General features: G+C 58.1%; 19 protein-coding genes. 10 read left to right on the forward strand and 9 right to left on the reverse strand.

The annotated features are described in order from the left end of the window. Positions 1-26: 26 nt before the first annotated feature. From ANT_RS14240 to ANT_RS14270, 7 genes are all read right to left on the reverse strand, one after another. The gene (locus ANT_RS14240) at positions 27-677 is read right to left on the reverse strand and encodes a hypothetical protein (protein ID WP_041455069.1); all 651 of its coding nucleotides are present in this window, start codon (positions 675-677) and stop codon (positions 27-29) included. Between the two features lie 246 nt (positions 678-923). Then, positions 924-2,240, reverse strand: a complete 1,317-nt coding sequence (locus ANT_RS14245) for a family 8 glycosyl hydrolase (RefSeq protein ID WP_197534068.1) — start codon at positions 2,238-2,240, stop codon at positions 924-926. Between the two features lie 28 nt (positions 2,241-2,268). Beyond that, the gene (locus ANT_RS14250; RefSeq protein ID WP_013561229.1) at positions 2,269-3,126 is read right to left on the reverse strand and encodes a carbohydrate ABC transporter permease; all 858 of its coding nucleotides are present in this window, start codon (positions 3,124-3,126) and stop codon (positions 2,269-2,271) included. Positions 3,127-3,141: 15 nt separating this feature from the next. Next, the gene (locus tag ANT_RS14255; protein WP_013561230.1) at positions 3,142-4,083 is read right to left on the reverse strand and encodes a carbohydrate ABC transporter permease; all 942 of its coding nucleotides are present in this window, start codon (positions 4,081-4,083) and stop codon (positions 3,142-3,144) included. 73 nt (positions 4,084-4,156) lie between these two features. After that, positions 4,157-5,536: an extracellular solute-binding protein gene (locus tag ANT_RS14260; RefSeq protein WP_013561231.1), complete on the reverse strand. Its 1,380-nt coding sequence runs from the start codon at positions 5,534-5,536 to the stop codon at positions 4,157-4,159. 127 nt (positions 5,537-5,663) lie between these two features. After that, complete coding sequence (locus ANT_RS14265; protein WP_013561232.1) at positions 5,664-6,689, reverse strand: LacI family DNA-binding transcriptional regulator; 1,026 nt, start codon at positions 6,687-6,689, stop codon at positions 5,664-5,666. A 200-nt stretch (positions 6,690-6,889) separates the two neighbouring features. Then, positions 6,890-7,786, reverse strand: coding sequence for a DUF368 domain-containing protein (locus tag ANT_RS14270; RefSeq protein WP_013561233.1), 897 nt, complete (start codon positions 7,784-7,786; stop codon positions 6,890-6,892). 83 nt (positions 7,787-7,869) lie between these two features. Here ANT_RS14270 and ANT_RS14275 point away from each other — a divergent pair, with 83 nt between their 5' ends. The 4 genes from ANT_RS14275 to ANT_RS14290 all read left to right on the forward strand — a co-directional run bounded on the left by ANT_RS14275 (position 7,870) and on the right by ANT_RS14290 (position 15,398). Beyond that, positions 7,870-8,310: a DUF1810 domain-containing protein gene (locus ANT_RS14275; RefSeq protein WP_013561234.1), complete on the forward strand. Its 441-nt coding sequence runs from the start codon at positions 7,870-7,872 to the stop codon at positions 8,308-8,310. A gap of 113 nt (positions 8,311-8,423) precedes the next feature. Next, a complete protein-coding gene (locus tag ANT_RS14280) occupies positions 8,424-10,868 on the forward strand; it encodes a glycoside hydrolase family 94 protein (RefSeq protein ID WP_013561235.1) in 2,445 nt (814 codons plus the stop codon). A 147-nt stretch (positions 10,869-11,015) separates the two neighbouring features. Further along, the gene (locus tag ANT_RS17745) at positions 11,016-12,455 is read left to right on the forward strand and encodes a hypothetical protein (RefSeq protein WP_041455070.1); all 1,440 of its coding nucleotides are present in this window, start codon (positions 11,016-11,018) and stop codon (positions 12,453-12,455) included. 129 nt (positions 12,456-12,584) lie between these two features. After that, positions 12,585-15,398: an SDR family oxidoreductase gene (locus ANT_RS14290; RefSeq protein WP_041455071.1), complete on the forward strand. Its 2,814-nt coding sequence runs from the start codon at positions 12,585-12,587 to the stop codon at positions 15,396-15,398. A gap of 8 nt (positions 15,399-15,406) precedes the next feature. Here ANT_RS14290 and ANT_RS14295 read toward each other — a convergent pair whose 3' ends face one another. Continuing rightward, entirely contained in the window at positions 15,407-16,690 is a 1,284-nt protein-coding gene (locus tag ANT_RS14295; RefSeq protein ID WP_013561238.1) for an NAD(P)/FAD-dependent oxidoreductase, read from the reverse strand. A 152-nt stretch (positions 16,691-16,842) separates the two neighbouring features. Between ANT_RS14295 and ANT_RS14300 the strand changes: the two genes are divergently transcribed. The 6 genes from ANT_RS14300 to ANT_RS14325 all read left to right on the forward strand — a co-directional run bounded on the left by ANT_RS14300 (position 16,843) and on the right by ANT_RS14325 (position 21,716). Then, positions 16,843-17,646: an AAC(3) family N-acetyltransferase gene (locus tag ANT_RS14300; protein WP_041455072.1), complete on the forward strand. Its 804-nt coding sequence runs from the start codon at positions 16,843-16,845 to the stop codon at positions 17,644-17,646. 142 nt (positions 17,647-17,788) lie between these two features. After that, positions 17,789-18,736, forward strand: coding sequence for a sugar-binding protein (locus ANT_RS14305; RefSeq protein WP_013561240.1), 948 nt, complete (start codon positions 17,789-17,791; stop codon positions 18,734-18,736). A gap of 30 nt (positions 18,737-18,766) precedes the next feature. Then, positions 18,767-19,129, forward strand: a complete 363-nt coding sequence (locus ANT_RS14310) for a DUF952 domain-containing protein (protein WP_013561241.1) — start codon at positions 18,767-18,769, stop codon at positions 19,127-19,129. A 94-nt stretch (positions 19,130-19,223) separates the two neighbouring features. Next, the gene (locus tag ANT_RS14315; protein WP_013561242.1) at positions 19,224-19,457 is read left to right on the forward strand and encodes a hypothetical protein; all 234 of its coding nucleotides are present in this window, start codon (positions 19,224-19,226) and stop codon (positions 19,455-19,457) included. Positions 19,458-19,626: 169 nt separating this feature from the next. Continuing rightward, positions 19,627-20,304: a response regulator transcription factor gene (locus ANT_RS14320; RefSeq protein WP_013561243.1), complete on the forward strand. Its 678-nt coding sequence runs from the start codon at positions 19,627-19,629 to the stop codon at positions 20,302-20,304. Next, positions 20,304-21,716: a sensor histidine kinase gene (locus ANT_RS14325; protein ID WP_013561244.1), complete on the forward strand. Its 1,413-nt coding sequence runs from the start codon at positions 20,304-20,306 to the stop codon at positions 21,714-21,716. Before ANT_RS14320 ends, ANT_RS14325 begins: the two co-directional genes overlap by 1 nt. 28 nt (positions 21,717-21,744) lie before the next feature. Here ANT_RS14325 and ANT_RS14330 read toward each other — a convergent pair whose 3' ends face one another. Further along, a complete protein-coding gene (locus ANT_RS14330; protein ID WP_013561245.1) occupies positions 21,745-22,548 on the reverse strand; it encodes a hypothetical protein in 804 nt (267 codons plus the stop codon). Positions 22,549-22,553 lie beyond the last annotated feature (5 nt).

The raw sequence follows: 22,553 nt of genomic DNA on the forward strand, positions 1-22,553 counted from the left end.
AATGGTTTGTAAAAATGCCCTTGTGGCTACTTCAATACCGACGGCAGGTACACCTGCGAGACGATATAGCCAATGCGTGCCCCGCGCAGAAGATGCGCCGAAGACGCCACCCTCGGAGCAACCCGCAAGCGGTATGAAGTGGTGGTATTGTCCACCTGAACCGGCGGATCCACCGGAACCACAATGGTTTGGAGAGATGTGCTGGCGCCGCTGGAAGACGCGGTTTCAAGGGCTGAAAATGAATTGGTCTCTGGATTGTACGAACGCAGACCGAGATCCATGTTGGAAGCGGTATCGTTGTCAACCACGAAGAAGACCACTTCGGTGATTTTTGCCCCCTGAGGCAGGTCCAGTTCCAGGCTGAAGGAAAAACCGCCCGGCGGCAACGCAGTGGCATAGACGGCTCCGCCCTGAGCGCTGTACGTTAAGGACGAATTTGTGGGCGAAAAAGCCCCACCTGAAAATGTTTTATAGGTTGTGCCCGGAGTGGTAGGAACTGCGGCAAGGGAAGATTGACTCTGCGTGAGATTTGAAGTCACCTGCCGTCCCTCATCCCAGCCGGAAGACGGGGAAGACTGCTCAACCAGTTGTGCCAGAGAGAGGCTGGAAGAAAGCAAAAGCGCCAGACCCAGGAAGACCCCTGAGAATACAATCAGCATCACATGTTTGCGAGACATAATAACCCCCAAAATCCACTTTCCGAAAGATCCTATGGATGCTCGCCTTGTTGAAAATCGAAGGGATTTTTTACAATTTATATTTAGATAACTCGTATTCATAATTCAATAAAATCAATATATTTGCAGGATTGCGAGCATTTTCTGGAACCGGGAGAAGACATTCATACTTGAACGTGTTCTGCTCAGAAATGTAAATTTAAAAAGTGCTCCCGCTGAAACCAGCGGGAGCAGGAGGAGAAACACTTAATGAAGATTGCCGGGAGGATAGATGCGGAACTGCCCGCTGACATGCAACAGCGCCAGCATGGTCAGCATACCATCGTAGTACCGCCACTTGCCGCTGGGGAAGCGTAAATCCCATAATGCCTGCACAAACGGTTCGCCGGTCTCGCGGTCGGTTGCCAGCGCCGCCACCGCCGCCATGGCTACCAGCCCCGCCGAATGATCGCCGGAGAGGGGCTTGCCGTCGAGCGTGTACTGATTGGCAAAGGCATTCACCCCTTCTCGGGTGAGGAACTTCAACACCCGTGTGGACTGCTCCACCTGCCAGGGATCAGCGCCAAACCAGGCGTAATCCACCGCCACATTGGAGAGGGTACGCCAGGCATCAAAGCGGAAATCGCTGTGTTCCGGGTCGTCCACCGGCGTGCCATCAAAATGGGAATAGTCGGGCATCAAGCCGGTCTCGGGGTGTGCGGCTTTGGGGAAGAACTCGCGGCTTGCCTGAACGGCTTTCTCCCAGAAATCGCGGTCGCGCTCTGCCCAGCGCGCCCACAACTCGTAATAGGCGGGCAGGTGATAGGAAGGGTCGGTAAAGGTGGCACTGCGCCCGCTGGGCACAAACACCACCTGATAGGTTTGCGGGTCGAACATGTTGGTTGCCAGTCCGGTATCCTCTTCGTTCTTGTGAAGCATGGTATCGAGGATTTCCTGCGCCTGCGCCTGATAGTTGAAAATTCCCTCGCCGTTGCCCCAGCGCCCCGCGGCAAACAGCAGTGCCATGACAAACCACTCTTCGCCATCTGATGCCGGGTTTGCCGCCAGTTGCTTACCTTCCGGGGTACAGTGCCAGGCAAAATAACCGCGGTACGGACCCTCCGACTGGTACATGTACGTTTTGGTCCACTTCCACAAGCGGTCAAACTCTTCTTTCTTGTCCAACTGCACGGCAATCATCATGCCGTAGGACATGCCCTCGGTGCGCACATCGTTGTTGCCGATGTCCATGATGTAGGCCATATCCTCACCCACCGGATAGTACACCCGTTGGGTCGTGTCGTCGCCATAGAAGAAGTGTTGAAAAGCTGCCTCCAGTTTTTCCTGTACCTCTGCATCACTCTTGCCCAGGTATTCCTTAAAAAGGTTGCGGTACTCGCCGGTGAAGAACGAGCGCGGCGAAGGTACCGGCACGGACGTTGCCGTCGGCGGTTGGGTAGGAATGGGAGTAGCAGACGGCTCAGGCGTCTCGGTGGGCGGCACAGGGGGAGTCTGAGGCACACTGCACGCCGAGAGGAACAACACCAGCACCATACTGATCCGAAACAGGGTATTTCTAAACATGAAATTTCTCATCCGGAACTCTCCCCAATTAACCTTTCAGCGCACCAGCCGTCAAACCGGAGACAATGTGGCGCTCAGCCACAATATAGAAGATCACCGCCGGCACCGCCGAAAGCGCAACAAACGCCGCTACCAGCGCCAGATCGGTGCCGTACTGCCCCTGGAACTGCATGGTGCCCAGCGGAAGTGTCCACAGGGTTTCCTTGTCAATCAATACCAGCGGCACCAGCAGGTCATTCCACGAAACCACCATAGTCAGCGAAGCCACCGCCGAAAGCGCCGGTCGCGCCAAGGGGAGCAAAATCAGGCGGAAGAAATCGAAGGGCGTACAGCCGTCAATGTAGGCGGCGTCCTGCAGTTCAAACGGAATTGAGGCAAAGAAGTTGCGCAGAATCAGGATGTTCCCCGACAACTGAAAAGCCGTCTGTACCAGAATGATGCCCAGCAGAGAGTTGGTGAGAGACATCTGGCGAATGACCAGATACACCGGCAAAATGGCAATGGTGATGGGGAACATCAACCCCAGGGTGAAAAAGTTGAACGCCAGGTCCTTGCCGCGGAAATCCAGGCGGGCAAAGACGAACGCCGCCAGACTGCAAATCACCAGCACCGCCGCCGTCACTGCCAGGGTGACGATGAGGCTGTTTTTCAGCATCGTCCAGAAAATATCTGAGGTCAGAATCTTGATGTAGTTATCCCAGTACGGCGGGATGGGCGGGGTATAGGGATGGGAATACATCTGCCCGCGCGTCTTCAAACTGCCGAAAATCAGGATGACAATGGGCACCAGGATATAAATGGACATCAACGTGAGCAGGAAGTACTGCACCGCACGCGGGAGCGTCTTGCGCCAGAAAACTCCATGAGAACCGGAAAATGCGCTCATATCCTTGCCTCCATCCTACGAAACCCCACCAAGAACATCTTGCTGACGCACCAGACGCAGATAAGCAATGGAGAACGCCAGCGAAATGAGCAGAATGACAATCGCCACCGCCGAACCATACCCCAGCCAGAAGCGAATAAAACTGTAGCGATACATGTAAGTAGACATCACCTCACTGGCATTGACCGGACCGCCTTTGGTCATCACCCAGATCAAGCCAAACTGTTGAAGTGCGCCCAGCACCGAAAGGTAAATGGACGTGCGAATGGTGCCCCACAACAACGGCAACGTGATATGCGTGATCATTTGACCGGTCGTACAGCCATCAATCAACGCGGCTTCTTCAATTTCCCGCGGAATGTTCTGCAATCCAGCCATGTAAAGCAACATGTGGAATCCAAAGTACTTCCATGTCAAAACGACAAAGATACAGCCCATTACCATCTGCGGACTGCCCAGCCACGGCTGAGGTTTACCACCCATCAGGATAATGATGGCGTTAATCAACCCGCGGTCCGGGTCGGGGTTGAACAGCCCCATCCACATAATAGCGGTAATGACCTCGGAAAAGACGTAAGGAACGAAAAAAATGGTTCGGAAAAAGCGCTTCCCCGGCAAGTCTCGCCCGACCATCAACGCCAATCCCAGCGAAAGGGGCAACTGAATGAACAGGGAAAGCACCACAATGGTCAGCGTATTGCCCACCGCTTTCATGAAGGCTTTATCGGTGAGGATGCGCTTGAAGTTGTCCAGCCCGACAAAGTCCACGGCGGGGCCAAAGCCCTTCCAGTTGAACATACTGTAATAAAACGACTGCGCCACCGGATAAACCACAAAGACAATAAATAACACAAAGGTGGGGAGCAGGAAAATCAACACCGTCCATAATTGCTGGGTGCGGGCAGTGGAACGATACGGCAGAGCACCCTCTCCATTACGGTTGAGTGATACACCCATGCAAACCTCCTCCTGCCACAGGAAATGGGACGGAGACCGGCGAGCGATCTCCGTCCCAGAACCCAATGGCGAATTACTTCAGTTCCATCGCCGCAGAGTCTTCAATGGCTTGTGCCACCTGTTCAGGCGTCAGCGTACCAGCAAACAGCCCTTGCACGCTGTCATTGACCACCGAACCCACCGCGGGCGGGAGCGCCTGGTCGTAGTACAACTGGAAGTACTTGGCTTTGGCAGCGCCTTGCTGAACCGCCAGCAAAAGCGGATCGGAGACACCCGCCTCGCCACCCTTGACCACCGGCAGCGCCACATTGATCTTCGCCAGACGCACCTGGCAATCCACGCTGGTCAGGTATTTGACGAAGTCAATGGCTTCGGGAGTCGCATTCTTGCCAATGGCAAAGCCATTGCCGCCGCCAAAGGCATCATCCGGATCGCCCTTGCCGCCTTCCACCATGGGGAAGGGGAACCAGCCGAGGTTATCGCCAATGCCCTGTTTGTCGGCGCTGTTGTCTTTCTGCACACTGGGCGCCCACTGCCCCATCAGTTCCATGGCGGCTTTTCCGTTGCCCATCAGCGTTGCCTGATCGCCATAGGTGGCGCCAAGGTAACCCTCCTGGAAGGGCTCCAGCGCAATCAGTTCCTGCAGTTTCTTACCGGCTTCCACGAAGGGCGCATCGGTGAAGGAACCCTGGCGGGAGTAAGCCGCTTCAAAGGCATCCTTGCCGCCCAGGCGCACTGCCAGGTATGCCCACCAGAACATGGCAGGCCATTTGTCGCCCGCGCCTAAAGCAATGGGGGTAATGCCGGCGGCTTTGAGTTTCTTGACATCCTCCAGCAGTTCGGTCCAGGTGGCAGGGGGTTTTTCGATGCCCGCCTGAGCAAAGAGGGCTTTGTTGTACCAGAAGCCCACCATGCCCATATCCCACGGCACGCCATAGTTGCGCCCTTCAAAGGCGTACACACCCAGCGCGCCCGGCGAGAAGGTGTTGCGCCACTCGCCGCCGTTGGCATCCAGTTCGGGGGTGATGTCGCGGAGCAAACCGGCTTTGGCGTACTCAATCATCACACCGCCGCCCCAGGACTGGAAGATGTCTGGCGGAGTGCCCGACTGCATCACGGTGGTCATCTTGGACTTGAAGGCTTCGTTCTCCAGCACGGTAATCTGGATATCCACATTGGGATGCGCTGCCATGTACTCATCGGCAAAGGTCTGCCACAGGGCTTTGTGCTCCTCCGCTGTGGAAATATGCCACCAGGTAATCACCACTTTCTTCTCGGGAGCCTTGGTGGGCTCAGCCGCGGGGGGTTTGGTGGGCTCTTCGGCAGGCGGCTGAGTAGGTTGTTCCTCCGCAGGCGGTTCGGTTGCGGTTGGAGTTGTGGCTGGCGCACATGCCGTCAAGAGCAGGACGGCAATCATCACCAGACTGAAAAGACGGAACAATTTGTGAGACATGCTTTTTCTCCTTCTTGAACGAAACAGAAAATTGGGAATGGGCGATAACGCACATTAAGATGGGGGAAAACTTTTTCCTGACTGCTTCTCTTCTTACATCACCTCCTTAAGGAAAATAAAGCCTGTCTTACCTGCTTCGGGGAGGCTGACAGGATTCGCGAATGACCAGTTTGGTGGAAAGTTCAATGCGCCCCACCTTGCGCTCCGGCTGGTCAATCAAATCCAGAAGCATCTGGGCGGCAACCCTGCCCATGTTCTCCAGCGGTTGCTGGACGGTGGTCAGCGCAGGCCGCACCAGCGAGGCTTGAGGAATGTCGTCAAATCCCAGCACCGAAACATCCTCCGGAACGCGCAAACCGCGCATGCGTACCGCGTCCATGACGCCCATTGCCATCACATCGTTGGAAGCGAAGATTGCCGTGGGCGGGTCGGGTAAATCCAGGAACTTCATCGCGCCGGTGTAACCATCGGGCTGGAAGAATGTACCTTCGTAAATCAGGTCGGGGTCTTCGGGAATGTGATAGGTGCGCAGGGCAGCACGGTAGCCCGCCAGACGATCTTGAGCACAGCCCAGATCCATCCAGCCGGTGATGAACCCGATGCGCCGATGTCCCAGTTTGATGAGGTATTCGGTGGCGTCATAGCCGCCCTGCCAGTTGGTTGCACCTACAGCGGGGCAGTCCTTACCGGTGCCCTGATGGTCAATCAACACAAAGGGGAATTTCCGCTGGGTAAGCACGCCGATGTAATCTGCCGGGTTGCGGGGCAGAACGAGCAGTAAGCCATCCACCATGCCCTTTGCCAGGTTGGCAACGTAGGCGGCTTCCTTGCTGGCGGTGCGGTGGGTGGTGTACAGCACCAGATCCAATCCCTGCAGGGTCAGTTCCGCATCAATCCCCCGGATGATCTCCCCAATGTAGCCGGTGCCCAGGTCAGGCACCAGCAAACCGATGAAGTGCGTCTTCCCCCCTGCCAGACTGCGCGCCTGCCGGTTTGCCACAAACCCCAGACGTTCCATGGCTTTCAGCACACGCTCGCGGGTTTCAGGTTTGACATGGATATCGTTATTGATAACCCGCGAAACGGTGCCAAAGGAAACACCGGCTTCGGCGGCTACGTCTTTGATGGTGATTTTGAGATTCTTATCTGTCATCTTTTATGTAAACGCTTACAAAAACACTGGTTTAAAAAGCCTGACTCCTGGAAATCAGGCTGATTTTTTCACGAAAAGAAGCCAAATATACCACTATTTTTGAAGAAATCAACGATAAAACGGGAAAGAAATTTGGAAGCGTTTACAAATTATTATAGAAAAAATTTTGGAAAAATCAAGAGGTTTTCATGAAATTCACGCTACTTTTTACGCTTTGCCAGGGTCTCCATCCCAAGCACCAGCCCTGCTCCCAGCAGCATTATCCCCAGCGCCAGCCCCACTTCTCCATCCAGTGAGGAAGGCAACACATTGTGTACCGCCACCGGCACATCCTCAACATATTGGGCTTGTTTCCAGGGCCAGAGTTCGCGCAGAGAGCCGAGCATGAACCCCGTCAGCCCTGCCACGGTAGCATCGTGGTAATGATCCAGCAACCAGCGCAGGAAACTAGCAAACGAGACGATACCAATCAGTGCGCCGCTCATAAACACCCCGATGGTGAGCCAATCCATCTGAACCAGCGCACCCAGCAGGGTTTGGTACTTGCCCAGCAAGACCAGGATGAAGGCTCCGGAAATGCCCGGCAGAATCATGGCGCAGATGGCAATCATCCCGCTCAGAAAGATGAACCACAGCGCATCGGGCGTTTGTGCCGGGCGCAGCCCCACCAGGAAATACGCTCCCGCCGCAAACACACCCATAATGAACAAACGCCCCCATGTCCAGCGGGCAACCCGCTGGCGCACCACAAACACCGAAGCCACGATCAAGCCAAAAAACAGCGCGTAAATCAGCGTAGGGTGCGTCTCCAGCGCCCAGTGTAACAGCCGCGCCAGGCTCAAAATTGCCACGGCAATGCCCAATCCCAGCGCCAGCAGAAAACGCCAGGGAAATTCCTCAAACGCCAGTCGCCATTGTCCACTCAACACCCGGCGGATAAAGGGTACAACTGCCCGAATCGAGGCAATCAGTTCGTCATAAATCCCCAAAATGAACGCCATCGTTCCGCCGGACACTCCCGGCACTACATCTGCCGCGCCCATTAAAAATCCACGCAGGCTGATTCCCAGATCATCCCGAAAGGTACGTTGAGGCATGTTAACTCCATGTCTGAACAATTTGTCCCATTGTACCTGAAAAACCTGAGTTTCTTCTGGATACGGATTGTATAATCAAAGAGATGACAAAAGTCTCCGATGACCCTTTTGATTTAGAGCGTTTTGTCCAGGCGCAGGAAGGGGTATATGAGCGCGCCCTTGCCGAGATTCAGGCGGGCGAAAAGCGCACACACTGGATGTGGTTCATCTTCCCGCAGGCGCTGGGGCTGGGGTTCAGCCCCATGTCTCAGCGCTACGGCATCCGCAGTCTGGATGAGGCGCGCGCCTACCTGGCGCATCCTCTGCTGGGCGCGCGCCTGCGGGCATGTTTTGAAGCCCTGTTAGCCCTGCAGGGGCGCTCGGCGCATCAAATTTTCGGCTCGCCCGATGACTGGAAACTGCGCTCCTGCGCCACCCTGTTCGCCCTGGTTTCTCCGCCGGATTCCTTGTTCCACCAGGTGCTGGAGAAGTACTTCGAAGGGCAAATGGACGAGAAAACCCTTATCCTGATGAACAAAAGTTGACCCCTCAGCCTGTCAAATGTTTCTCTCCTCACGCGCCAGAAGTTGTGCTATAGTATGTGAAGGTTATCATAAATTTTATCTTGTGAAGGTTATCATTTCGTTCGGAGGGTGCCATGCAGTTCGGTTATTTTGACGATGAGCGGCGGGAGTATGTCATCACCCGCCCCGATACCCCCCTGCCCTGGATTAATTACCTGGGCTGTGAAGAGTACTTCGGCATCATCAGCCAGACCGCTGGGGGATATTCCTTTTTCCGCGATGCCCGCCTGCGCCGCCTGACCCGTTACCGCTACAACAACGCCCCGCTGGATCTCGGCGGGCGCTACCTCTACCTGCGAGACGACCGCAGTGGGCAGACCTGGTCGCCCTCGTGGATGCCTGCCCGCTCCGCTCTCAGCGAGTTCACCTGCCGCCACGGCTTGGGGTACACCAGCATTGCTTCTACCTTTGACAACATCCACGTTGAGACCACCTACTTCGTCCCCCTGGGCGAGACGCTGGAAATCTGGCGCTGTCGGGTGACCAACCAGCGCCCCAAGCCTGCCGACCTCTCGCTCTTTTCTTCCATCGAGTTCTGTCTGTGGGACGCCTGGGACGACGCCACCAACTTTCAGCGCAACTTCTCCACCGGCGAAGTGGAAATTAAGGACGGCGTCATCTATCATAAGACTGAGTACCGCGAGCGCCGCAACCACTTTGCTTACTTCGCCTGCTCGGCGCCCATCGAAGGGTTTGACACCCAGCGCGAAGCCTTTCTGGGGGCTTACCGCGGCTGGGATGCTCCGCTGGCAGTGGAGCGCGGGTCGCTCTCCAATTCGGTGGCGCACGGCTGGCAGCCCATCGGTGCGCACCATGTACGCCTCTCCCTTGCCCCCAGCGAGACCCGTGAGGTTATCTTTGTGCTGGGCTACCACGAAAACCCCAAAGATCAGAAGTTCGACCCGCCCGATTCGCAAACCCTCAATAAGCGCACCGTCAAACCGGTGATTGCCCGCTACCTGGATTCCCATCAGGTGCAACAGGCGCTGGACGACCTGCGCGCCTACTGGGACGGCTTACTGCGCATCCAGCACGCCCGCACCCCCAACCTTCACGTGGACCGCATGGTGAACATCTGGAATCCCTACCAGTGCATGGCAACCTTCAACATCTCACGCTCGGCATCGCTGTACGAATCGGGCATCGGGCGCGGGTTGGGCTTCCGCGACTCCAATCAGGACCTGCTGGGCTTTGTTCACATGGTGCCGGAGCGCGCCCGCCAGCGCATCCTCGACCTGGCAGCCACGCAACTGCCCAGCGGTGGGGCTTACCATCAGTACCAGCCCCTCACCAAGCGCGGTAACAACGACATCGGCTCCAACTTCAACGATGACCCCCACTGGCTGATTCTGGCAGTCGCGGCGTACATCAAAGAGACTGGCGACTGGTCGATTCTGGACGAAGCGGTGCCCTACGACAACCTGCCCGGCAGTGAAACGCCCCTCTATGAACACCTTCAGCGGGCCGTGCAGTACACCCTCGACCGTCTCGGTCCGCACGGACTGCCGCTCATCGGCAGGGCAGACTGGAACGACTGTCTGAACCTGAACTGCTTCTCCGACACGCCGGGACAGTCCTTCCAGACCACTACCAACAAAGATGGCAAGGTTGCCGAGTCCATCTTCATCGCCGGGTTGTTTGTGCTTTCCACGCAGGAATTAGCGGCGCTGGCAGAGCGCACCGGTCGCCTGGAAGACGCCGCCCGCTACCGCGCCGAATCGGCGCGCATGCGTGAGTTGATTTATCAATACGGCTGGGACGGCGAGTGGTTCCTGCGGGCTTACGACGATTTCGGCAACAAGGTGGGATCGCAGGAATGCCAAGAGGGCAAGATTTTCATCGAGCCGCAGGGCTTCTGCGTGCTGGCGGGTGTGGGCTTGGAAAACGGCTACGCCCAGCGTGCGCTGGATTCGGTTGCCCGCTGGCTGGCAACCCCGCACGGCATCGTCCTTCAACAGCCGGCTTACTCGCGCTACTACCTGCACCTAGGCGAGATTTCCTCGTATCCACCCGGCTACAAGGAAAATGCCGGCATCTTCTGCCACAACAACCCCTGGGTGATGATTGCCGAAACCCGCGTAGGCAACGGCGCCCGCGCCATGGAGTACTACCTGCGCATCAACCCGTCCAACCGCGAAGCCATCAGCGAGGTGCACCGCTGTGAGCCATACGTGTATGCTCAAATGATTGCCGGGAAAGACGCCCCCACTCACGGCGAAGCCAAAAACTCGTGGCTCACCGGCACGGCGGCATGGAACTACGTTGCCATCACCCAGTGGATTCTGGGGGTGCGTCCCGAACTGGACGGGCTGCGCATTGACCCGTGCATCCCACCCGAATGGGAAGGTTTCACCTTCCGGCGGATATTCCGCGGCGCGGAATATGTAATCGAAGTCCGTAATCCGCGCCATGTCAGCAAGGGCGTGACAGCGGTACGGGTGGACGGCAAGGTGTGGCAGGGAAACCTTTTGCCCATCCTGCCGCCAGGTGTCCACACCATCGAAGTTGAACTGGGATAAATTCTCTCTCCCTTCCCCCTTTTCAAGCCGCCATCCTCTGCGATGGCGGCATTTTTGTCCTGCGGAGATTACAGATTCGTTGTGTTTCTCCCCCATCATATTCCCAAACGGCACATTTGGCTTAACATAGAAGGAGAGGAACTTTCCATGCAAGAGATGCGCTGGCTCAAAAGGTGGCTTTGTGCTGTTTTGCTGGCAGGACTGTGCCTGACTCTCTGGATACCTGCAGCACAAGCCCGCGACCGCAAGGGGTGGAGTGAGCCGGTAGAACTGGCAGGCGGAGAGTCAGCCATTCATACTCCCGCATTGATCGAGGACATCTTTGGCATGTTGCACGTCTTCTGGGTGGAACAGACCGCCAGCGGAGATCGCCTGTACACGCGCTCGCGCCACGATGGTAAATGGAGCGATGCCCTGTTGCTGGATGAGCAGGTCAAAATCGGCGCGCCTCAGGCAGTGGTGGATGCCCGCGGAGTCCTGCATTTGTTGTACACCGTAAATGGAGTGGTCTTCGCCCGACGGGTTGAAGCCGCCCAAAGCACAGTCTCTCTGGCGTGGAGCACACCCGGGAAAATTGGCAACGGCGCGGGCAACGGCGCCCTGGCAATGGACGCTTTTGGTATTCTGCGAGCCGCCTTTGCCGACCCCAATGGGGGTGGAATTTTGCTCTATTACTCCACCGACGGACAGCAATGGTGGATGCAAAACTACCCGCTCACTGAAGGCAAAGGGATTGAAAATATCCGCATGACGTTCTTTCCTGCCACCAACCAGACGATGTTGATCTGGGAGCAACAAGGGCAGATTTTCTTCGCCGCCCAGCAAAGCGGAGAGGTCTGGAGCCTGCCGGTAAAGCTCAGCGAGACTCCAGGGGTGACGCCCAACCTGCTCGCCGATGACAATCGCGTGGTCGCTCTCTGGAACGGCGTTCCCGAATCGCGTGGGCGCTTCTACCGCGTGCTTTCTGCAAACAGGGTCTGGCAAGCGGTGGAAAACTTTGCCCCCGCCGCAGGCAATGGTACTGCCGGCGCGCCGCAGATTGGGGTAGACGCCAACGGAATCCTGCATGTGCTGACGACGGATGCAGGCTGTATCTGGTACGTCACTCGCACAACCGAAGGCTGGCAACGTCCTTTCTGTTTCGATGAAGCGCAAGAGATTCACTCCCCCACCTGGGCATTCGACGCTCAGGGGTTGAGGGCTGTCTATGTCGCCCGTCAGGGAACTACACAGCATTTGCTGTTCAGCGAAAAACTGCTGGATATTCCCATGAAAACCACCCCTCTGCCCATCCCCGCCACCTCTACCCCCATCCCTTCGGCAACCCCGCTGCCGACAGCCTCACCTACCCTCTCTCCAACCCCGCAACCTGTGCAGATTCATGGCGAGGTGGCTGACCTGCCGGGCAAGACCGACGGCGGTTCTTCTGCACTGGTGGGGGCAAGCGATGTGTTGCCCACCGAAATCTCCCGCGAGCCCACCCGTCCGCCCACCCTGCTTGAACTGGTAGTATTCGGCTTTCTGCCGGCGGTGGCAGTGGTTTTGTTGATTGTAGGGGTGATTCTTTACAAAAAATCTGCCCTCTGAAGAAGGCTCGACTTACTTTTTCTTTACAATCCGCCCGAGGCTCTCGGGCGGATGGCTTTAACGCTGGTAAAATCAAGTCGGGCAGAAAGGGGACTGCCACCTTCATGCGTGCTGGAAAGGATGTTTCCGATGACCTCGCGGGTAGTCTTGCTGACCGGTGCAACCGGGGTACTGGGTTCGCAGATGGCACTGCGCCTCTTGCAGGATACCCATACCCGTTTGATTGCTCTGGTGCGCGGCAGAGACACTCAAGATGCCCGTACTCGTCTGGAGCGGGAGTGGTGGTACCTGCCTGAACTGCGTCGCGTAGACTGGTCGCGCGTTGAAGTGCTGTGCGGGGATGTCTCTATTCCCCACCTGGGACTTCCCGACGAGTCATACCGCTATTTGATTTCCACCCTCACCCATATTATTCACTCCGCGGCGGATGTACGCCTGTTTGCCTCGCTGGATGACCTGCGCCGCGTTAATGTTGAGGGAACGCGGCAGGTGTTGGAACTGGCGCAAGCCGTCCAGGCAGATCACGAGCTGGTGCGCCTGGCACACCTCTCCACGGCGTACGTGTGCGGCAACCGCTCCGGCGAGATTACTGAGGATGAACTGACCGACCGCTTCGGCTTTTCGAGCCCCTACGAACAGAGCAAATACGAAGCCGAGAAACTCGTCCGCGAAGCCATGGCAACCCTGCCCATCAGCGTTTTCCGCCCCGGCATGATTGTGGGGAATGGACGCACCGGCGCGATTAAAACTTTCAATACCCTGTACTACCCCCTGCGCCTGTACATGACCGGCAACCTGCGGGTAGCACCGGCTTCGCCCGACTTGCGCGTTAACCTGGTGCCGGTGGATTACGTTGCCGATGCCGTGGTACGCCTGCTCGATCATCCGCAGGCAGTGGGCAGGACGTTCCACCTCACCCCGCCACCGGATGCCATGCCTACCCTTGGCGAAATGGTGGAATTGGTGCGCCAGTGGAGTGGTGAACACCTGGGCATCCGCCTGCCACAACCGCTCTACCTGCCCCTGCACAAACTGGTGCGCCCCTCGGCGCGGTTAGAAGCCCTGCTGAAGGATGACCTGGGCACGCTGATGCGCCTGCTCCCCTACTTCCAAAAACAGCCCCTCTTTCGGCGGGATAACGCCCAAGATCTGCTGGGCGAGTATCCCTACCGCGAGTGGCGGACGTTCTTTCCCAACCTGCTGGCGTATGCCGTGCGCTACTCGTTCTGGCATCGTAGCGGGCGCACGGTATATGAGCAGGTGCTTCACCGCCTGCAGAGCCGCCGCAAGCCAGTGAGATACCACGATTTGCTTGCCAGCGGCGGACAGAGCAAACCGATTGAAATCGTGCGCTCCTCCGCCGAAGTGCGCGGGGAAATCCTTGCCTCGGCGGCGACGCTTCAGGCGCTGGGCATTCAGCCCGGCGAGCGCGTTGCCATTCTGGGGCGTAACACCAGCCGATACCTCTCCCTGCTGATTGCCTGCGGGCTTGCCGGTGTGGTAAGCGTGCCCCTGTACGTCACCTGCCCCCCTGAGGAACTCTCCCGTCTGCTGGAAGACAGTGGCGCGCGCATCTTATTCGTCGGCGATGAGACTGCGCTAACACAACTGCATCAGGTACGCTTCCACGGACTGATTGTGGACTTCACCCTGCGGCGGGAAGGCAAAATTCCTCTCAGCGACGGACTGGACTGGGAAGGCTTCCTGCAAAAAGGCGCCGGACACACCTTTCAGCCCCCTACGTTGAGTATGGATGCCCCCGCCGCGCTGTACTACACTTCTGGAACTACCGGACAGGCACGGGCAGTCCTGTACCGTCAGGGGCAATTGCGCTGGGTGGCGGAGACACTGGCATCCATGTACCCCTGGAGCGAACGCAACCGCTGGGGGTCGTACCTGTCCTTCCTGCCGTTAAGCCATGTGGTCGAAGGCATTCTGGCGACCTTCTCGCCATACTTTGTGCCTGCCGCGCTGGACCTGTACTACCTGCAGGATTTCAACGACCTGCCGCAGGGGTTGCGCATTGCCGAACCGACCATCTTCTTCTCCGTGCCGCGTTTCTTCGAGAAACTGCACCAGGCAGTACTGGACACCTCGCTGGGCAGGCGCTACCTCGCCCTGCCTCGGGGACGCGTGCGCCGTTGGCTGGGCAAAGTCTTGCGCTGGGGACTGCTGCGCAAAGCCGGTATGCGCGGCTGTCGCCAGATGATTGTGGGTTCGGCGCGCTCCGACCCCGCCTTGCTGACGTTCTTCCGCGAATTGGGCATTGAGGTGCACGACGCCTATGGCTTGACCGAAGCGCCGCTGGTCTCGATGAATCGGCTGGGGCGCAACCGCCTGGGTACAGTAGGCGAACTACTTCCCGAAACCGAAGTGCGCCGCGATGCCGAGGGCGTGCTGTATGTGCGCGGTCCGCAGGTGGCAGACGGCTATCATGTGAACGGACGTTTTATGCCCTTCCCGGACGGCTGGCTGGATACCGGTGATGTGGGGGAACTCTCCGCGGATGGTTTTCTGAGCCTGCAGGGCAGGAAGAAAGATCTGCTGGTTACGTCCTACGGCAAGAAAATCTACCCTGCCGCCATCGAAGCGCAACTGCGCACCCTGCCGGGAGTGGCGCAGGTGATGCTGGTCGGGGAGAGCAAACCCTACTGCGCCGCGCTGTTCTGGCTGGAAGAAGATAACTGGGATGAGAGCAAAACCAGGCTATACGAAGGCGAAATTTCCCGCATCAATGCGCGCCTTTCCCATCCAGAGCAGGTCAAGCGCTGGGCGGTATTGCGCGGCACATTGACCATCGAGGATGGCAGTCTGACCAGCAGTATGAAACTGCGCCGTCAGGTCGTGCAGCAACGCTTTGAGAGGGTGATCGAAGCACTGTACCGCGGCGAAGCCACCGGAGACATGCTTTACCTGAGCCCCTTTATTTCTACCGGGCGGTAACCCCCCTCTCACACCAGCAATTGGCGCTCTTCGGGCTTTTCCTCGGGATGCTCGATGAGCCGCAGGGCGCGGTCGTAGAGGAAGTAATCCCATGCCCAGTTCAGCATCACCGCCAGGCGGTTGCGGAAGCCAATCAACTGGAAGATGTGCACTACCACCCACATCAGCCAGGCAAGGAAACCGCGTAACCTGAACCTGCCCAGGCGCGCCACTGCCTGATTGCGTCCAATGGTCGCCATCATGCCCGGATCGCGGTAACGGAAAGGGAGAAGTGGCTTACCTTCCAGCAGGCACTGAACGTTGGCTACCGCCCAATCGGCTTGCTGGAGAGCAACCGGCGCCACCATCGGCAAGGGATTGCCGTGCTCGTCTTCCAGGTATGCCGCATCGCCAATGACGAACACTTCGGGATAGCCCGGCACCTGCAGGGTGGGCTGAACGCGGATTCTGCCGTTGGAAGCGCGCGGCGCAGGGATACGCTCAGCCAGCCCGGCGGCGCGAATGCCCGTCACCCAGATGAGCGTGCGGGACGGAATTTGACGCCCATCCTTCAAGCGGATGAGTGTGCCATCATAGGACTCCACCGGCGCATTCAGCCACACCTCCACCCCTTTGGCGTGCAGGGCTTGCAGGGTGGCTTGCTGAAGCGCAGGGGGCATGGCGGGCAGGAGACGATCGGCGGCTTCCAGCAAAATGACCCGCGCTATCGAGAGGTCAAAGCCGGGAAAATCACGCTTCAGCACCCCGTGAATCAGTTCGCTCAGTGCACCCGCCATCTCCACCCCTGAAGGACCGCCGCCCGCCACGGCAAAGGTCAGCATGGCACGGCGTTTTTCAACATTGCTCTCCCGGCTGGCATGTTCAAAGAGACGCAGAACATGGTCGCGAATACGCTCGGCATCCTGCAGGGTTTTGAGTGTGAGCGCATGGCGGGCAAGCGTGGCATTGCCAAAAAAGTTGGTCTGTCCACCCATTGCCAGAATCAGCACATCGTAGCGCACTTCTCCCGCTGTGGTGAGCAAGCGGCGGTTGGACAGGTCCAGATCGGTCACCTCGGCAAGCAGGAAACGGGCATTACGCTGACGGCGTAACACCGCGCGCACGGGATAGGCAATCTCTCCCGCCGAAACCCCTGCAGTGGCTACCTGATACAGCAGAGGTTGAAAGAGATGGTAATTCTGGCGGTCTATCAGGGTCACCTGTACCGGTAAACGGGAGAAACGGCGCGCGGCGCGCAATCCGCCAAAGCCGGCGCCGACAATGACAACGTGGGGAAGGGAAGAAGCGGTCATGCGAAAGTCCTTTCCGGTAAATACTTTGTGAAAAATATAACTAAACCTATTTTACTCCAATTTATCCTATTTTCAAGCAAATGGTAAAGGTTTATGCACTGATGAGCGCTTTTCTCTATAATGGAGATACCTCTTTCCCTAAGGAATGTCTTATGGGCTCTCTTCCCCCCATCTCGATAGCCGAATTGACCCGCCAACTGCTGGATTTAGGGGTCAAACCCGGCGGAGTGCTGGTCGTGCACTGTGCCTTTTCCCGTGTTAAGCCCGTCGAAGGTGGACCGCTGGGGCTGATCACCGCGCTCCAGCAGGCGCTGGGCGAGGAAGGCACGCTGGTCATGCCCAGCATGACCGATGACGACGAACTGCCCTTCGATGTGCGCTCCACCCCCTGCCGCGATATGGGCATCGTAGCAGACACCTTCTGGCGCTTACCCGGCGTCCTGCGCAGTGACAGCCCGCACGCCTTTGCCGCCTGGGGCGCTGAAGCCGCCTTCATTACCGTGCCGCACCCGGTGGAGATTCCCCATGGACTGGACAGCCCGGTAGGGCGGGTGTATCAGCGCGATGGGCAGGTGCTTTTGCTGGGAGTGGGGCATACCGAGAACACCACCATCCACCTGGCGGAGAACCTTGCAGGGGTACGCTACCGCCGCCGGAAGCGCGCCTGCCTGCTTCGAGACGGCGCAACGATTTGGGTAGAATACGGCGAGGTGGATCACTGCTGTCAAAATTTTGCCCTGGTGGACGGCTGGCTGGACGCCGTTCACGCTCAACGCCGCGGACGGGTAGGCTACGCCGAAGCCCGCCTGTGCCGAGCGCGGGACGTGGTTCACATCGTCATGGAGCATTTGCGGGACAACGAGACCATCTTCCTCCACCCGCTGGGTGTGGATGAGCAATGCGATGAAGCCCGCCTGAGCCTGCTCTCCGCGTCCGATTTTCCAGAAGAAAAATGACCTGTTTCCCATAACCGTTTGTGACGTAATATAAGATTGAAAAAACTTGCTGGGATATCCGGAACATTCCGGGGATGCCCTGCGTCTATCCAGAAGAACATTCCACTTCTTTTGTGGTTTGCCGGAAAGTGAGGAGAAAAATATGAAACGCTTGCGATTGCTCATTCCCGTTTTTGCCCTGCTGGCGGTGATGCTGGCATGCAATTTCCCATCCTTTGGCAGGCAGGCACAAACCCCTACCCTCCCCCCGCTGGAGCAGACTCTGGCGGCACTGTATCAGACGGCTTCTGCCATCCCCCCGACCCCCACCTTTCCACCGGTTGCCACGGCGACGAGCGCCCCGCAGGTTTCGCCCACCCCGCTTCCGCCTACAGCAACGGTAGTGCCGCCCACCGCCGTCCCCCCTACCCCCGCTCCTCCTACGCCCACCTCTCCCCCACGGCGCAGTGTGGTTTCCAATGCTACCTTCATGAGCCCGGCGCCCACCCTGGATGGCGACTGGAGCGAGTGGAAGAAAGTGGCTAAGGAATACCCGGCTACGAATGTGGTCTTTGGCAAGAGCGAATGGCAGAACGAGGATGATCTTGCCGGCTCGTACTATGTGGGCTGGGACAATACCTATCTGTACCTTGCCGTCAAGGTGCGCGATGATCGCTACGTGCAAACATCCTCGGGGGAGATGCTCTACAAAGGCGACAGCATCGAACTGCTGCTGGATACTGACCTGCTGGGCGACTTCTCCAGCGACCGCCTCAACGGAGATGATTTTCAGTTGGGCTTTGCCCTGGGACGCCCGGAGATTGCCTCAGGCAATCCCGAAACCTATGTGTGGTATCCATCCTCGAAAAGCGGCGCACCTTCCGGGGTGAAGATTGCCGCGCGTTACGAAGGCGCCATCTACCGCGCCGAGATTGCCATCCCCTGGACGGTGTTCGGCATCACCCCTTCGCGGGGCATGCGCCTGGGGTTTGCCCTTTCGGTCTCGGATAACGACCTGCCCGGCAACGCCGTACAGCAGAGCATGGTTTCCAGCGCGCCGCGCCGCGCCCTTACCGATCCTACCACCTGGGGCGAAGTGGTCTTAAAATAGAGCCAATCTGGTTTACAATGAGGTTGCTGCATGATTTTATTTCACATTCTGACCGCTTCGGACTGGGAACGCGCCCGTGTGGAAGGCACATACCGCCCTGAGTCGCTCAATCACGAAGGCTTCATCCACTTTTCCATGCGCGATCAACTTCTGCGGGTTGCAAATACTTTATTTCAGGGAAAGCGGGATCTGGTAGTGATTGAAGTAGAAAGCGCCCTGCTTCAGGCGCCCCTGCATCTGGAACCGCCCCTGGAAGGGGGCAGAGAACTGTTCCCGCACCTTTACGGCGCGTTGAACCTGGATGCCGTGCGCGCGGTGGGCAGATTGTCCCCTGAAGGGGACGGGGCTTTCGTACGTTTCCCCGACCTGCACCCCATTTCCACTCACGGGTAGCGAAAAAATTACCCGTCACTTCGTCCCTCAAGCGGGGTTATCTCTGTTCAGAAGGTTGTTCAGACTGCCATCCTTTTGAACGGAGGTATCCCCTATGAGTTATCCCTCACCCTCTGGCAATGAACCTGCAGATACTGCGGTCTTCCGCACCGTCGTCCTGGCGCTGGCAGTGGATATCTGCGAGCGCCTGAAGTGTGCCCATTTGCCTGCCCGCCTGGCAAAGGAGATGAAACGTCTGCCCGACGGACGCTTTGAGGTGCGCGTACCGGCAGAATACGCCGGCGAAGCCCTGCAACTGGTCTCCGCCTGGACGGGTCAGTCGGCTTAAACCCCCAATTTCCATCATCCCCTCCTTTTCCCTTCTCCCTGGCGGCGGCATCCACCCATGCCGCCGCCCCTCTTTCGGCAGGAAACCGGGCTTCCGGCAGAGACATTCCTGCCCAAAGCATACTTTCCACGCCTGAATCATGGTATATTAATTTTCAGAGGAGGGGCATATGAAAGAACGCATTTTAATCATTGAAGACGATGAAGGAATCGTTCGCGTTCTGAAGCGCGCTTTGACCTACGAAGGATATCTGGTAGAAAGTGCGCTGGAGGGGGAAACCGGTCTGCAATTAGCGCGCGAGCATCGCCCCGACCTGATCATCCTGGACTGGATGCTCCCCGGCATGGACGGGCTGGAAGTCTGCCAGCGCCTGCGCACCCTCTGCAACGCTCCCATCCTGATGCTGACAGCCAAGGACACCCTGCAGGATCGCGTTCAGGGGCTGGATGCCGGCGCCGATGATTACATGACCAAACCTTTCGAACTGGAAGAACTGCTGGCACGCATCCGCGCCCTCCTGCGCCGCACCCAGATGGAACGCGCTCCCGTGCTTTCGTTTGCCGACCTGACCCTCGATACCTCTACCCGGCAAGCCACTCGTGGCAACCGCACCATTCCCTTAACCGCCAAGGAATACGACCTGCTGGAACTCTTCCTGCGGCATCCACGCCAGGTGCTCACCCGCGAGATGATTTTCGACCGCGTGTGGGGCTATGACTTCGGCGGGGAGAGCAACGTGCTGGATGTGTACATCCGCTACCTGCGGCAAAAACTGGAAAGCGATGGAGAGCCCCGCCTGCTCCATACCGTGCGCGGGGTAGGATACGTGCTGAGAGAAACCCCCTGATGTCGCTGCGTTCCCGCCTCGCCCTCCTCTTCACCCTGGTGCTGGGGGGCACGCTGTTCATCTTTGGCTCGCTGGTCTACGGACTGGTGAGCATTGTTTTAACCGAACAGATTGATAGCCTGCTGGCGCGCGAAGCCTCCCGCCTGGTTGAGGGGTTGGGGGTCAACACCATGGGACAGTTCGACCGGCGCTGGCTGGAATCCTTTGAACCGGCGGAAGGCACGCTGGTCATTCAGGTCTGGGACAACAACCGCCGTTTGCAATTTGCCCGTCCGCGCACCTGGACACAACCGCTCGACCCCGCGGCGCGGCAGTCGGGCAGGACAATGTTCAGCGCGGCTTTCAGCAATGAACAGCACATGCGCGTCCTCACTGTGCCGCTGGTTACCCGCCGCGGGGCAGTGGGCATTTTGCAGGTTGGCTTGAGCCTGGCGCTGGTGGATGCGGTGCGTTCCACCCTGGCATCCATCCTCTTCTTCCTGGCGCTGATTTCGATTGTCCTGGCGGCGTTGCTGGCTTCGGTTGCCGTGCAACGCACCCTGCAACCACTGGAGATGGTTACCGAGGTAGCTACCACCATCACCCGCGCCGATGACCTCTCACGGCGCATCCCCACACCGCCCAACAGCGATGACGAGGTGGGACGCCTGATTCAAGCCTTTAACCAGACGCTCAGCCGTCTGGAAAGCCTCTTCACCACCCAGAGGCGCTTCATCGCTGACGTGAGTCACGAACTGCGCACCCCGCTCACCGTCATCAAGGGCGAGGTGAGCCTGATGCGCAAGATGAAATGCGGGGACGAAGAATCCCTGCAGAGCATTGAATCTGAGGTGGACCGCCTTTCCCGCCTGGTGGGCAACCTGCTTTTGCTGGCACAGGCAGAATCGGGGCGTCTGCCGCTGGATTTGAAACCGGTGGAGATGGATACCATTCTGCTGGAAGTGTTCCAGCAGATGCGCACCCTGGCAGGGGAAAAGGTGCATCTGGAAATTGTCACCCTCGAACAGGTCTCCCTGATTGGCGACCGCGACCGCCTGAAGCAGGTGCTGCTCAATATCGTCGGTAATGCCGTGCAGTACACCCCGGCGGGTGGGGTGGTGACGCTGGGACTGACCCAAACCGATGGCTACGCCCGCATCACCGTCAGCGATACCGGCCCCGGCATTCCCGAAGAAGACCTGCCGTATATCTTCGAGCGTTTTTACCGCGGAGAAAAGTCGCGCACCCGCAGTCAGGGGCAGGCAAGCGGTTTTGGGCTGGGGCTGTCTATTGCCTACTGGATTGTGCAGGTACACGGGGGCAAAATTGACGTTACCTCAGTGGTGGGAAAAGGGACGACCTTCATCATCCACTTGCCGCTCAAACTTCCCGAGAAAAGCGGCGACGCGCCCGAAGGCGCGTCACTGAGTTAGATCCATATTCAGTTTTTCATCCCGGCCATTATAACCGACGGGTAGGGGTGGATGCGGGACGACTGCCCACCGGCGTAGCACTGGTGGTTCGGCCGCTCATCGAAAGGCTGTGGTAAGTAGGCTCGGGGATGGGCGCAGGTTCAGAGGGTGCAGAGGCTCCAAAGGAAGCGCCTGACGAGGTGCGCGAGGCGGTCGTACTGCGATTGAGGGCAGGGGTGGGTGCCGGACGGGGAGCAAAAGACGGAGCCGTAGGCAAAGGTGCAGGGGTGGGCAGTCCAGCCGGGGTTGCCGCAGTGTTCCGCCATGAGCGCGAACGGCTGGTTTCGCCGTGGATGACCCGATCCAGCGCTACCGAGAGCGTACCGATGATCAACACCCGGATGACCCAGACCATGATGGCAACAAAGACCGGTACTACCGTGGCAAGCGTCTTGGGGTTAATGACAGCAGCGCTCTGCACCTTGTGATTGGTGATTGCCATGGAAACGCCCCACCAGGTGAGGATGGCGTTCATGGTTGCCGCCAGCAGCCATGCGCCGAAGAGGTACCAGATTTCTCGAGGTTCGTTTTCTCCCTGCTCCGGAGTGAACAGGCGGGCAATACCGGCAAAGTCAATTCCGCAGAAGGCTATAGCGAGGATGGTGGACCAGTACATCCCGCCAAACTTTAAGTCGCCCAGCAGGTCTCTCAGCGCATGGTCGGTGGTGCTGTAGTTGAAAATTTCGAAGGCAAGCAGCGCCCCCAAAATCATCACCAGGAACACCACGCTCGGATTGGCACGCGAGATGGCTGAGCGAAGTTGTGCACTCATGGCACGACTGTTGCTGTTCATGGGTT

The sequence above is a fragment of the Anaerolinea thermophila UNI-1 genome (genome assembly GCF_000199675.1).
In the GTDB taxonomy this organism is placed as follows: domain Bacteria; phylum Chloroflexota; class Anaerolineae; order Anaerolineales; family Anaerolineaceae; genus Anaerolinea; species Anaerolinea thermophila.